This is a genomic window from Kitasatospora sp. NPDC059088 (assembly GCF_042738155.1).
Taxonomy (GTDB): Bacteria; Actinomycetota; Actinomycetes; order Streptomycetales; family Streptomycetaceae; genus Kitasatospora.
On sequence record NZ_JBHYGR010000094.1, the window covers coordinates 1 to 10,992 of the forward strand.

General features: G+C 73.5%; 15 protein-coding genes. 1 reads left to right on the forward strand and 14 read right to left on the reverse strand.

Annotated features, from left to right (window positions below; translation table 11 throughout):
- Positions 1 to 112: 112 nt before the first annotated feature.
- From ACFWXO_RS31925 to ACFWXO_RS31990, 14 genes are all read right to left on the reverse strand, one after another.
- Positions 113 to 364, reverse strand: coding sequence for a hypothetical protein (locus ACFWXO_RS31925; RefSeq protein ID WP_380528173.1), 252 nt, complete (start codon positions 362 to 364; stop codon positions 113 to 115).
- The gene (locus ACFWXO_RS31930; RefSeq protein WP_380528175.1) at positions 361 to 1,053 is read right to left on the reverse strand and encodes a hypothetical protein; all 693 of its coding nucleotides are present in this window, start codon (positions 1,051 to 1,053) and stop codon (positions 361 to 363) included. The genes ACFWXO_RS31925 and ACFWXO_RS31930 overlap by 4 nt, the downstream gene beginning before the upstream one ends.
- Positions 1,054 to 1,315: 262 nt before the next feature.
- Positions 1,316 to 1,759, reverse strand: coding sequence for a hypothetical protein (locus ACFWXO_RS31935; protein ID WP_380528177.1), 444 nt, complete (start codon positions 1,757 to 1,759; stop codon positions 1,316 to 1,318).
- A gap of 111 nt (positions 1,760 to 1,870) precedes the next feature.
- On the reverse strand, positions 1,871 to 2,218 hold the full coding sequence (locus ACFWXO_RS31940; protein ID WP_380528178.1) for a hypothetical protein: 348 nt from the start codon (positions 2,216 to 2,218) through the stop codon (positions 1,871 to 1,873).
- Between the two features lie 310 nt (positions 2,219 to 2,528).
- On the reverse strand, positions 2,529 to 3,104 hold the full coding sequence (locus ACFWXO_RS31945; RefSeq protein ID WP_380528181.1) for a hypothetical protein: 576 nt from the start codon (positions 3,102 to 3,104) through the stop codon (positions 2,529 to 2,531).
- A 100-nt stretch (positions 3,105 to 3,204) separates the two neighbouring features.
- Positions 3,205 to 3,888: a hypothetical protein gene (locus ACFWXO_RS31950; RefSeq protein WP_380528183.1), complete on the reverse strand. Its 684-nt coding sequence runs from the start codon at positions 3,886 to 3,888 to the stop codon at positions 3,205 to 3,207.
- Between the two features lie 158 nt (positions 3,889 to 4,046).
- Positions 4,047 to 4,187, reverse strand: coding sequence for a hypothetical protein (locus tag ACFWXO_RS31955; RefSeq protein ID WP_380528185.1), 141 nt, complete (start codon positions 4,185 to 4,187; stop codon positions 4,047 to 4,049).
- A 163-nt stretch (positions 4,188 to 4,350) separates the two neighbouring features.
- Entirely contained in the window at positions 4,351 to 5,844 is a 1,494-nt protein-coding gene (locus ACFWXO_RS31960; protein ID WP_380528186.1) for a hypothetical protein, read from the reverse strand.
- Positions 5,845 to 6,018: 174 nt separating this feature from the next.
- Positions 6,019 to 6,474, reverse strand: coding sequence for a DUF3145 family protein (locus tag ACFWXO_RS31965; protein ID WP_380528188.1), 456 nt, complete (start codon positions 6,472 to 6,474; stop codon positions 6,019 to 6,021).
- A 121-nt stretch (positions 6,475 to 6,595) separates the two neighbouring features.
- On the reverse strand, positions 6,596 to 6,985 hold the full coding sequence (locus ACFWXO_RS31970) for a hypothetical protein (RefSeq protein WP_380528190.1): 390 nt from the start codon (positions 6,983 to 6,985) through the stop codon (positions 6,596 to 6,598).
- Between the two features lie 84 nt (positions 6,986 to 7,069).
- The gene (locus tag ACFWXO_RS31975) at positions 7,070 to 7,987 is read right to left on the reverse strand and encodes a hypothetical protein (RefSeq protein WP_380528192.1); all 918 of its coding nucleotides are present in this window, start codon (positions 7,985 to 7,987) and stop codon (positions 7,070 to 7,072) included.
- A gap of 71 nt (positions 7,988 to 8,058) precedes the next feature.
- On the reverse strand, positions 8,059 to 8,760 hold the full coding sequence (locus ACFWXO_RS31980; protein ID WP_380528194.1) for a DUF6197 family protein: 702 nt from the start codon (positions 8,758 to 8,760) through the stop codon (positions 8,059 to 8,061).
- A gap of 128 nt (positions 8,761 to 8,888) precedes the next feature.
- A complete protein-coding gene (locus ACFWXO_RS31985; RefSeq protein WP_380528195.1) occupies positions 8,889 to 9,776 on the reverse strand; it encodes a hypothetical protein in 888 nt (295 codons plus the stop codon).
- Between the two features lie 102 nt (positions 9,777 to 9,878).
- On the reverse strand, positions 9,879 to 10,400 hold the full coding sequence (locus ACFWXO_RS31990) for a hypothetical protein (RefSeq protein WP_380528198.1): 522 nt from the start codon (positions 10,398 to 10,400) through the stop codon (positions 9,879 to 9,881).
- Between the two features lie 185 nt (positions 10,401 to 10,585).
- Between ACFWXO_RS31990 and ACFWXO_RS31995 the strand changes: the two genes are divergently transcribed.
- Positions 10,586 to 10,906 carry a hypothetical protein gene (locus ACFWXO_RS31995; protein ID WP_380528199.1) on the forward strand — a complete coding sequence of 107 codons (321 nt, stop codon included), beginning with the start codon at positions 10,586 to 10,588 and terminating at the stop codon, positions 10,904 to 10,906.
- Positions 10,907 to 10,992 lie beyond the last annotated feature (86 nt).

The following is a 10,992-nucleotide window of genomic DNA, read 5'->3' on the forward strand; positions in this document are numbered from 1 at the left end:
GCGCGGGGGGGGGGGGGGGGGGGGGGGGTGGAGGGGCGCCCGCCGGGGGGGGGGGGCGGGGGGGGCGGGCGCCCCCCCGGGGGGGGCGCCGCGCCCCCCCCCCCCCCGACATCTAGGTGAGCAGGCGCGGTGCCAGCACGCGTACCGCCTCGACGACGGCCGCGACCAGGTGGCGCGGCGCCAGTGTGGCGTCAGACAGGATGTCCAGCTGGCCGTCGGGGTCTGCGGAGTCCAGGGCGTCCAGGGTGGCGCTGTCCTCCTCGTCGTCGCAGGCCCAGCTCCGGGCCTCCTGGACGAGGGCCTCGATCAGCCCCAGCGCCGCAGCGTTCGCGTGATCCGGGCCGGCGGCGGCAGCCGTGGTCACGAGCAGTTCCTTCCAGGGAGGGAGCGCGCCGACGGAGTGCCGGACGGAGCGGGGAGGGCGGAGAGGGGCGCCGTCGCGTGGACGTGCATCCGGTAGAGCGTCCGGAGCCGGACGGCCAACTGCGGGGTCGGCTGCGGCCGGCCGCAGATCGGGGCGGGAGTGAGCAGGCTCCGGGCCCTGACCGGAAGGCGCCAGTCTGTCCGCAGCCAGCAGCCCCCCGGGTGGCGGGGGCAGGCCGTCCAACGGGCCGCGAAGCCGAAGGGGTGGAGAGCATGCACCAGCAGGTCGTTGTGCCCTCCGGAGCCGTACTGCTGCTCCACGGTGCCGAGCGGGCCGTCGAGGACCCAGGTGCCGCTGCCGAGTTCCACGCCACGGTGCACGCGGATCTCCTCGTGCAGCGTCAAGGCCGGCAGCGGCGACCACCGCGCCGCGTGCACGGGCCAGACGGTGACTTCTCGGCTGCCGCCGGGGCGGTCGTGCTCGACGGCGTACCCATGGCGGTGCAGTGCGGTGGTGACGGCGCCCGCGGCGGCTTCGTGGTCGGTGGTCAGGGTCCAGTGGCCCGACGGTCCGGCTCTGCCTGTCACTAGGCCGGTGGTGAAGTGCCGGAAGCCCGGGTGGCGTTCGAGGTCGAGGGCGGCGTGGGCGAGCGCCGTGATGCGGGCGGGGTCGAAGTGAGCGGGAGGCATCGGCTTCCTCGGATCGGGGCGGGTGGCCTCGGGCGACGCCGCGAGGCAGGCGGTTCAGTGGTGGGCGGGTGGTGGTGGTGGTGGCCTTTTCCAGGCCAGTTCGGCGTGGATCTGGGGGAGTGCGTGGTGATGGTCTCCAGTGCGGCGCCGGCGGCCGGGGGCCGGATGTCCGGCATGGTGGCGGCCGGGACCTGCGGGCCCGCGGCCTGCTCGGGATGGTGCCGTTCGGGAGCAGGGGCGGCCCCGCAGGTGTGCCGGGTGGTCAGGTCGCGAGGGCCTTCAAGGCGGGCAGGACCTCGGCGGCCGGCAGCGGCCGGAAGGCGAGGCGGACGGAGGGGCCCCGGTACACGCAGGCCCGGTGCACGGTGCCGGTGCGGTCGGCGCGCTGGATGCCGCACTGCACGTGGTCGTCGGGGAACCGCAGCCTGCTGGTGTCGACGTCCGCCAGGCTCGGGGATCGGGTGCCGTCGGCCCTGACGTAGCGGTCAACGGGGCCGAGCAGCGCGTTCACGAGGCGGTCGGCGGCAGCGGTGGTGAACTCGCGTCCGGTGACGGTGGCGATGCCGTCCTTGAGGTGGAGCAGCAGGTGGCCGCCGACGTTGGCGGTGAGCAGCTGGGCGCCGTCGCTGCGCCGGTGGGGGCTGATCATCAGCTGCGGCAGCGCGGCCAGGGCCTGCGGGACGTCGCCGGAGGCGGCGGAGGGCATGTGTGTCTCCTTGGCTGGAGTGCGGGTTGAGGACGGGCGCCGCCAGGCATCCCGACATAAAGAACAATACCACATAAAACCTGCTTCAATGGGCTGGGCTCCGTCCCGCTGTCACGAGGTGATGGCCTCCAGGTAGGGAGCGCAGCCTGCGGCGAGGGGCTGGTGGTACTCCGTCACCCGGGCAGCGAGGTGGGCGCGGACCGGGCGCGGCGCGCACCTGGCCGCCTCGCCGACCCTCTCCGCCCAGTCGTGGTGGTGCGGGTCGCCGGAAGGGCCCGAGTCGAGCAGGTAGAGCCGGACCGGCGGCCTGGTGGCGGCGGCGGTGGTGACCCCGGGGGTGCGCGCGGAATGGACCAGGCGCCGGCCCTGGTAGATGCGGACGTAGACCTCTCCGGCGTCATCGTCGTGGTCGACGACGACGTGGAGCGGCCGACGGGGGCGCGGACGGCGGCCAGGCACAGCAGGGCGCCGAGCAGGGCGGTGACGGCGAGGACGATCATGGGGACCTTCTTCTCTGGTGGTGGTCGGCGAGCAGCTGGGCATCGTGGGCCCGGCGGGGAGCGGGCTGGGCCGGTGATCGGCGGGGTGCAGGCGGTGCACCGGGGCGGGCCCGGCGGACTGGCCGGCGGTGCGGTGCGGCCCGGGCTCCTCGACGGGGCCTTCGTCCCCGGGGCGGCCGGCGCCCGCCCGGCCGTCCTTGGCCGGGGCGGGCACCGGCTCTGCGGCCCGGACCACGAGGGTGCGGGCCGCAGGCAGTTCGGGGGACGGGCTACTGCTGGTAGGCGGCGATCAGCTGGCGGACCTCGGCCTCGCTCTTGCAGCCGGGGTGGCGGTTGGCGCTCGGCGGGTTGCCGTTGCGGCCGCGGAGGTGGCTGTAGTGCTTCATGACCACGGCCCCGCACAGGTCGCAGCGCAGGAGCCAGAGGTTGTCGGAGCCGGGGTAGCCGCTTAGGGGCGTCCAGTGGAACTCCGTGACCCTGGCGATCGCCGCAAGGGCGCTGTCCCGGTTGCGCTTCTCGTCCATCCGCGGGTGCAGAAGCGGTGCCGGGCCGTACGGGCTGGGCACCTCGGCCACCGTGTCGGTCAGCGGGACGGCCTGGATCCGGCCGTTGACGAACTCGTTGGCCAGCCAGTCCGCGGCCTTGTCCTGGCCCTTGGAGCCGACGGCGGGGCGGCGCACGTTGTGCACCTGGCCGTTGTTGTCCTCGGCCAGCCAGTCGCGGTGCCATCGGGAGACGTAGCCGAGCAGTCGCGGTTCCTCCTCCGCGCCGATGATCACGGGGCGGCGGCATTGGTTGTTCGGCGCTCCGATGCGGTACGCCAGGGTGGTCGTGGTGGTGCTCATGGAGTCAGGTCTTCCTTCGGGTGGAGTGCGGGTTGACGGCGCCCCGGGGGCCTCCCCGGAGCGTCGGGCGGTCGGGCGGCGTCGGCGCGGCCCGTGCGGGTCAGGCGGCACCGCGGTGGTCGAGCGTGCAGGTGCGCGCCGTGACGCTGGTGTTGTTGTATGGCGCGTACTTCTTGGCGGCGGCCTTCGCGTTCTCTTCGGACGAGAAGCAGACGGTGGTGCTGCCGCGGCGGCTGATGGCGTTGGAGAACGTCAGCCGCGGGTGGGCGCCGTGCGGCAGCTCCACCAGTACGGCGGTGGTGCCCGCCGCCTCGTCCGCGCTCAGCCCGGCGTCCATCGCGCGCAGGCGCAGGGACTCCAGCTGGACGGTGGCCTTCGCCAGGTCGGCGGGGCGCGGCTCGACGGCGATCTGCCGGGCGAGTTCCTTGGCCCAGTCGGCCAGGTCCAGCAGGTCGGCGACGGCTGCGCCGGGCCGGGTGCAGGCGACGCGAGCGGCGGAGGCCGCGAGCAGCATCAGGCCGTTCTCCGGGCCGGTCAGCCGGGCCACGGCGCCGCGCAGCAGGCTGAGGGCGTAGGCGGTCTCGTCGTGCTCACGCACGCCCGGCCGGGCCAGGACGCGCCGGGCGAAGGCGTCGGCGGCGCGGCCGCGCTCCGCAGCGAGGCGGATCCGAAGGGCGGCCCGGTCACCCGCGACGGGCCTGCGGGCCAGGCGCCGGGCGATGTGGGCGATGTCGTAGAGGGTCTCGACGTCGCGGTAGACGTCGGCGGCGGTGCGCTCGGGCATGGCTGTTCCTCGTGGTGGGTGCGCGGTGGTTGCGGCGGAAGCGGTGCGGGTCGCAGGCCCGGGCCGGTGGTAGGCGGCGGCGCCGGGTCGCGCTGGCCGGTGGTCCGGCTCCGGGCGATGGTCGGCGGCCGCCGCCGGGGCGGCGGGCCTGCCCGCCGTCAGCTCTCGCGCGAGTCCGGGCCGGGCTGGCGGGGGATGCGGCCCTTGGCGCTGTTCTCCGAGCTGGTGCGCGGCCGGGGAACCGTGGGGATGGCGCGCTCGCGGAAGTCGTCGCCGGTGCTGCCGTTCTGCTGGGACATGCCTGCTCCTTGGTGAAAGGCGGGTTGATTCGGGCGGGCCCGCCCGGGCCCTTCCGACATGGAAAACATTACCACATGGAACGTGCAGAATCGAGTGTGCCAAGCCTCTATCCACCCGAACGGCGCAGCTCAAAGGCCACGGGACGGGCCGCGCACCCCGCACTCAGGCCGCTACCCGCTCCTCGGCCCCGCCGCCGCCGAGCGCGCCCAGCATCCACGGCGCCCCCGCCAGCAGCACCGCGCACTGCCGCCACGACTCCCGTACCGCAGCAGCCACCGCCACCGGATGCTCCCGCACCTGCCCGAACACCCCCGCCGACGGGTACAACCCCGTCCCCCTCTCCCAGGTGACCGCCCACCCCGGCCGCTCCTTGTCCGCAATCAGCGTCGGCGCCGCCACGTACGACTCCTCCACGATCGGGAACACCCCCTCCTCCCGACTCCTCGTCACCACCCGCGCGATCCCCCCGGGGCCGCCCCACACCCCCGTCTCGGCCAGCCGCGCCGCATACCCCAGCACCGCCAGCGCCTCCCCGCGCGGCATCGGTGCCAGCGAGAGGACCGACCGCCACGTCGTCCCCTTGCGCACGCACCGCGGCCCGGGCGAGTCACACCGCTGCTCCGGCAGCTTCAAGCACGCCTTGCACCTCGGCCCCGCCGGCTTCCCCGCCCTGCACGCCTCGCACCGCGGGCCGTGCTGCTCCTTGCAGCTTTTCGAGCGGCCCTCCTCGATGACCCGGCGGACCTGGTAGACCGTCCACGGCATCGCCGCCATGGCGGCCTCGGCGATCGCCAGCACCTCGGCGTTGCCGGAGGCCGTCAGCTCCCGGCGCAGCGAGGAGCCGGAGTAGAGGGTGCACAGCGGGTTGAGCGCCTCGGCCATGTACTCCAGCACCAGCGCCTTGGCGATGGAGCGCGGGAAGAGCGCGGCGCGGGCCATGTGGGCCTTGATCGAGCCGGCGCTCACCGGGAACGGGCACATGGTGCAGTAGCTCTTGGGCCAGGTGACCCCGAAGCGCCCGTGCAGGTAGTCCAGCAGGTGCGGCCGGTCCCACCCCCACTCGATCAGCGGGTAGCGCGGGTGGCGGTGCGGGCTCGCGAAGGTGCGGTCGCGCTCCGCGCGGGAGCGCTCCAGCGCGTCGAAGCCGATCCAGTGGCAGAACCGCCCGTTGATGTTCTGCCCGAACCACAGGTCGAGTACCTCGCCCTTGAAATTCTGGCTGCACAGCCTGCGGCCGGCCTGGTACATCGGCAGGGTGCCGGTGACCCGAAGCTCGTCGCCCAGGGTCCAGGGCCCGCGCGCGACGATGCGCTCGGGGCTGCGGGTGTCCGACAGCACCACGATGCCGTCCCGGGCCAGCGACGGCCCGCCGCGGGCCACCTGGACGTAGCGGACCTGACGGGCACGCAGCAGCGGCAGCACGTGCTCCTCGGCCAGCGCCAAGGTATCCGGCCACTCCTCACCGACAACCGCTGTGACGACGATCAAATCGGACAGGTCGGCGCGCAGCCCGTAGCGCACCGGGTCCTCCAGGACCCGGACCAGGATCGCGGTGGAGTCGGCCCCCAGCCCCCAGCAGAGCACGGTGACCCCGCACTCGCAGGGGCCGCTGGCGGCGAACTCGGGGACGGGCGCGGTGAACATGGCGTTCTGCATGGGAGACCTCGGGGAAGCGGGTTGAACCGGCCCGGGGCGCCAACCCCGGGCCGGACTGGTACTGCTGCGCTCGCGGTACCGCGGGATGCCGTCCCGTACGGGAATCGCGAGCCGTCCGGCCGAGCGGCCACCAGCGGCACGCGGGAGGTCATCGGGCCGAACGGCGGGGGCCGGTCAGCCCTGCTGCTCGGCGCCGGGGTGCAGCGCGGCGCGGACGGCGCAGCCGGTGACCTCCTCCAGGAGCCGGGTGCGCTCGGCCGGATCCTCCTCCAGCGCGATCCTGCGCACGACCGTCTCAGGCACCACGACTTCGCCGCCCCGGTCGCAGCCGCCGGTGAACGTGCCCACGCCGCTGGCGTGGGTGACGATGAGCCCGGGCTCGCCCTGCTCCTCCTCGGTCCAGAGCTCGAAGGCCAGGCCGGGCAGGCCGGTCAGCGCCTTGGCCAGGGCGAGCACGGCGTCCTGGTCGCCGAAGTAACCGGTGAAGTCGCCGGTCAGCGAGCTGGGGGTGTTCGACTCGTCCGGTTCGAGGTCGAGCTCGCTGAGCGCCTCGCTGATCTGGGCGCGCACCTCCGTGGTGTCCGGTGCGGCGTGGATGCGCAGGCGGAGGTAGTTCTCGTGGTTGGACATGGGTGATCGCTTTCGTGGTGGTCGGGGGTGGGCGTGGGCGGGCCGGATGGGTGCGGCCATGCGGCCGGGCCGCCGGACGCAGGGGGTCGGGGTCGCCCGAGACGGAGGCCCCGGTGCGGGGTCAGTCCTGGTCGGGCAGGATCAGGGGGTTCGTCTGGTCGATCGCTTCGACCAGACCGGCGCGGGGCGCCTCGGCGTCGACCAGGGCGGCGATCTTCTGGGTGAGGATCTCGGGGACGGAGTGGCGGGCACCGAACCCGTGGCTGTGGAACGGGTGGCCGCTGGCGCCGAAGTGCGAGTCCACCGTCCAGCCAGCCTTGGCCGCCCGGCGCGACAGGAACATGGCCTCCGGCTTGGCCTGGGGGGCGTCGGTCAGGCGGAGGCGGGTGTACAGGCCCACGATCGGCCCGTCGATCCATGCCTTCTCGCGGCGCTCGGCTGTGACGAACAGGGTCGTCGTCCCGTCCTGGCCGGTGATCTCGATCAGAACGAGCTGCTGGTGCTCGGACATGACGGCTCCTCGGGTGAGCGCGGGTTGATCCGGGGCGACCGCCAGGCCACCCCGTCACAAGAAACTATACCACATCAAACATGCTCATGTGGGCGTGGAAACCCCCTTCCCGGGGATGATGGGCGACTCCTCAGGCCCGGCGGCGAACGGGATCAAGGTCTCCCACGATCCCGCCGTGCGGTCGAGCAGCGGGAGCAGCCAGGCGTTCGCCGCCAGCAGCACCGCGAGCCGCGCCAGGTGCCACCGGTACGCCTTGGGCATCAGCTTGTCGTACCGGAGCAACTGGAGCTCACCGAACGACAACTGGCCCTGGCGCTTGCGCAGCACCGGCATGCGGTTCGCCACCATGCCGACCCTGATGTCGGGCCCGGCCGCGATCAGGTCGGACGCGGCCTGGTCCACGTAGCCGGCCTCCTCCAGCGCCGCCAGGTCCGCGAACACGTCGGCCTGCGGATCGGTCGGCAGAATCAGGTAGTCCTCGGTCCCGCCGCGGCTGAACCGGTAGAACAGGTTCGCCGGCGTCCCGAGCCGCGCCGCAACGTCCTTCACCCGGCTGACGGCCTTGGTGTAGGCGTAGAAGCGCACGTGCGGGGCCGACTCGGCGATACGCCACCACGCCTCGGTGTACTCGGTCGAGAAGAAGTCGCCGGAGTCGTGAACACGGACGGCGGCGCCACCGCGGTACCGCCGGTCCCGCAGCTCCTCGACCATCCACTGCTCCCACAGCTCCGGCATCTCCTGCACCATCTGCAGGTTGCCGAGGTGGTTCGCGGCCACGTCCGGGAACCGCTTGTAGGAACTGCCTGGTGCGTAGGCGAAGCACATGGCCGCGCAGACGGACGCCTCCGGACACGTGTTGAACCAGCTCCCGTCGGCGCGCTGAACCACCCACGCCGGCAGGGTCCACGTGAAAATGCCGTCCCGGGCCAGGTCGGAGTTGCCGCCGCTCAGCAGGAAGGCGCGCGGCTTGGCAGGGATGTCGAAGAGAGTCAGGGCTTCCATCGTGGCGCTCCGGTCGAGGGGCCCGGGAAGGAGCGGCCTCGGCGGCCCCTCCCCGGGGATCTGGTGGTCGGTCAGCCCTGGCGGGCGGGGATCGCGGTGGCGGCGCCGCGCAGGAAGGCGACAGCACCGGCCGTCGTGCGGCCCCGGGCGTCACCCCAGTTCCACACCGTCGCGCGCAGGTACGCCTGCGCCCCGCTCCTCCACCAGTGCGGCACCACGACGGGACGGCCGTGGACGTGATCGGCCAGGACGATCAGCGCGGCGTCCACCAGGGCGCCCCGCTGCTCCCGTAGGAGCCCGCGCCGGGCGCGCACGGCCGCCGCCAGTGCATGGGTGACCGTGGCCGGGCCGGTCCACGGAGCCTGCGCCCACTCCCGCCCGCCCTGGTGCAGGCCCACCAGAGCCAGGTGATCGGCGGCCGACTCCAGCAGAGCGGCCACCGCCGGGTGAACCCGCGCGGGGCTGCCGCTGCGCCCCGGTGCCTCGGCGGGCGCGGGCCGGACGCCGAGTTCCTCGACCCGGCTCCAGAGGCGGCGCAGCGCGCTCGGGTCGCCGTCGGGGGCGGTGGTGGTCTCGGCGTACCGGCCCGCGTGGTCGTTGATCCGCATGGTCGCGGTCCTGCTGGCCCGGTTGGCGCGGGCGACGACGCTGTGGCCGCCGGAGGTCACGCCGAAGATCAGCCCCTGCGTCATGGCCTCGGCGGAGAGGGCCTGCACGTCGGCGGTGAAGGTGTCGGCGGCCGTGAGGGGGCCGAACGGGCGCTTGCGGGTCACTGGACTTCCCTTCGGATGAAGCGGGTTGAGAGGGGTGGCCGCCCGGCCGCCCCGTCGTGAAAAACTATACCACATGAAACATGCTCGCATGGAGGTGGCGCCCCCCGTTCCACGCCGGGCTGCTCCCGTCAGCGGGTGGGCGGGGCCGCGTCGGCGTCCAGTAGCGGCAGGGCGGCGCTCGTGATGGCCGTGATCTGCGCGGCGGTCCAGGTCGATCCGTCGAAGCTGACGTGCAGCAGCTCGGCGACGGTCTCGGGCCGGCGGACCGTCAGGCGGATCTCGTAGTGGCTCCGGTGGTGCGCCCCGGCCCGGAGCCCGTTGGCCTCGGCGCGGGCGCCTTCGAGATCCCACGTGGACGGGGTGACGCGCTGTTCGTCGGCGCTCTCCGGGGTGTGGTGGCTGATCAGGTTGAGGAGCCGCTCGTCGTGCTGGCACTCCCCGGAACAGACGACCAGTGCGGCGCGGGTGCCGCCGACGATGACGGCGTGCCGGTTGCGCTGTGTGCGGATCTCCACGTGCGGGGCCCGTACATACAAGGTGCGCTCCAGCCAGAAGCCCCGGCCGTGCTGGTCCCAGAACTGTTGGCCGACCTCCCAGCCCGCGAGGCGGTTGATCTGCTCGTAGTCCCAGGGCTCCCCGGTCCGGTAGGCGCGGTCCTCGGGGCCGGTGCACGGCCACAGGAGCTCGTGACGCTCGGCGGTGAACATCTCGCCGACGGTGCGCTCCTCGATGCGGACCAGGACCAGCGGGGCGTTCACGGGCATCTCCCGGGGGGCGCTGGTGAGCGCCGGGCAGGTCAGGCAGTCGTGCGCGGCCTGGCTGACGCAGGGCCGGTAGGGGCCCCAGGCCGACAGCTGGGTGCTGCGTCGGCTCTCGGCCAGCGCGGCGTAGGTCTTCGGGCGCAGCGCGCACTGGGCGTCGCGGTCGCCGATGTGGGCACCAAGGCTCAGGCGGGTCCAGCCTCGGCCGTCGGGGCCAGCGGCATAGGGCTTGGGGGCTTCAAGGAAGATCGGCATCGGGACTCCAGGGCAGGTGTGGTGAGCGGGGGCCGGGTGCGGCCCCGGCGGAGGGTGGGCCGCCGGGGGAGGGGCGCCTGCAGGGCGCCCCTCCGGGCCGGGTCAGCGGTAGGGGCTGAAAGCGGACTCGACGTCGAACAGCCGCTGGCCCTCGGGGCAGACGTTGGCGGTGCCCTGCCACCCGTCGTCCGTGAGCACCGACGGGCCTGGGCTCCGGCACTCCGCGCAGGCCGCCGTGTGCGCCCAGTGGGCGAGAGCGGCCTCGAAGTGCTCTCGGCTCTGGAGGCCCTGCTCGCGCCGCTGCCGGGTCCATCGGCTCTTGCCGTCCGGGGCGCCGTGCGGGATGCGGAGGGCGCAGCTGGCGATGCTGAGCTCGTCGGCGTAGTCGAAGGGAGTCAATCCCGACTCCGCGATGGTGTCGCCGAACAGGATCACCGCGACGTCGGTCCAGCTGCTGGCCTTCATCTGCCGGGCGGCGGCGGTGCTCAGCGCCGTACGGCGCTCGTGGTGGCCGCAGTCGCTGACGTGCACCACCGGATCGCCGGTGGCGGTGAAGGCGACGGTCACGTCCGCGGTGGGCGGGACGGGCGTGGGCGTCTCGGTGGTGGTGAACGTGCTGTCCATGCTGTGACTCCCTGGTGAGTGCGGGTTGAACGGTCCGGCCGCCCGGCCGTTCCGCTATGAACAACAATACCACATGAAACCTGCAATGCAAGATGGACGATTGCTTCTTCTGTGTGGTATAGTTTTCCATGTCGGAACGGCCGGGCGGCCGAACCGCTCAACCCGCACCCACCAAGGAGCCCACCATGTCCAAGAACAAGCGGCCCATCGACAGTCCCGGCTGCACCTGCGACGGATGCCGACGCGGTGACAGCGTGCCTCTCGACTCGGCGAGCCGCGACGAACTCATCGACCTTCTGACCGGCAAGCTCGGGTACTCCAACCGCCGGACGCTGCGCGTGCGCTTCGAGGTCGAGATCGAGCCCGGCGGAACGCTGAGGGACAGCACGCCGGTCGGCGTCAAGGTCCTGGTCCTGAACGAGGAGCACGAGCCGCAGCCACTCCCCTGGGATGTGCTCGAACCGGCGGACCTCCCCCGCCTGATCACCAGCCTTCCCACCGAATAGAACGGCGGGGGGGGGGGGGGGGGCGGCCCCCCCCCCCCCCCCCCCCGCCGGCGGGGGGGGGGGGGGCCCCGCCGGGGGCGCGGCGC

What these genes read in the sequence shown, in the direction of transcription:
- ACFWXO_RS31945 (WP_380528181.1), bottom strand. Translation starts at nt 3,104, where the DNA reads ATGAGCACCACCACGACCACCCTGGCGTACCGCATCGGAGCGCCGAAC.
- ACFWXO_RS31965 (WP_380528188.1), bottom strand. Translation starts at nt 6,474, where the DNA reads ATGTCCAACCACGAGAACTACCTCCGCCTGCGCATCCACGCCGCACCG.
- ACFWXO_RS31995 (WP_380528199.1), top strand. Translation starts at nt 10,586, where the DNA reads ATGTCCAAGAACAAGCGGCCCATCGACAGTCCCGGCTGCACCTGCGAC.
- ACFWXO_RS31950 (WP_380528183.1), bottom strand. Translation starts at nt 3,888, where the DNA reads ATGCCCGAGCGCACCGCCGCCGACGTCTACCGCGACGTCGAGACCCTC.
- ACFWXO_RS31930 (WP_380528175.1), bottom strand. Translation starts at nt 1,053, where the DNA reads ATGCCTCCCGCTCACTTCGACCCCGCCCGCATCACGGCGCTCGCCCAC.
- ACFWXO_RS31985 (WP_380528195.1), bottom strand. Translation starts at nt 9,776, where the DNA reads ATGCCGATCTTCCTTGAAGCCCCCAAGCCCTATGCCGCTGGCCCCGAC.
- ACFWXO_RS31970 (WP_380528190.1), bottom strand. Translation starts at nt 6,985, where the DNA reads ATGTCCGAGCACCAGCAGCTCGTTCTGATCGAGATCACCGGCCAGGAC.
- ACFWXO_RS31935 (WP_380528177.1), bottom strand. Translation starts at nt 1,759, where the DNA reads ATGCCCTCCGCCGCCTCCGGCGACGTCCCGCAGGCCCTGGCCGCGCTG.
- ACFWXO_RS31975 (WP_380528192.1), bottom strand. Translation starts at nt 7,987, where the DNA reads ATGGAAGCCCTGACTCTCTTCGACATCCCTGCCAAGCCGCGCGCCTTC.
- ACFWXO_RS31955 (WP_380528185.1), bottom strand. Translation starts at nt 4,187, where the DNA reads ATGTCCCAGCAGAACGGCAGCACCGGCGACGACTTCCGCGAGCGCGCC.
- ACFWXO_RS31990 (WP_380528198.1), bottom strand. Translation starts at nt 10,400, where the DNA reads ATGGACAGCACGTTCACCACCACCGAGACGCCCACGCCCGTCCCGCCC.
- ACFWXO_RS31960 (WP_380528186.1), bottom strand. Translation starts at nt 5,844, where the DNA reads ATGCAGAACGCCATGTTCACCGCGCCCGTCCCCGAGTTCGCCGCCAGC.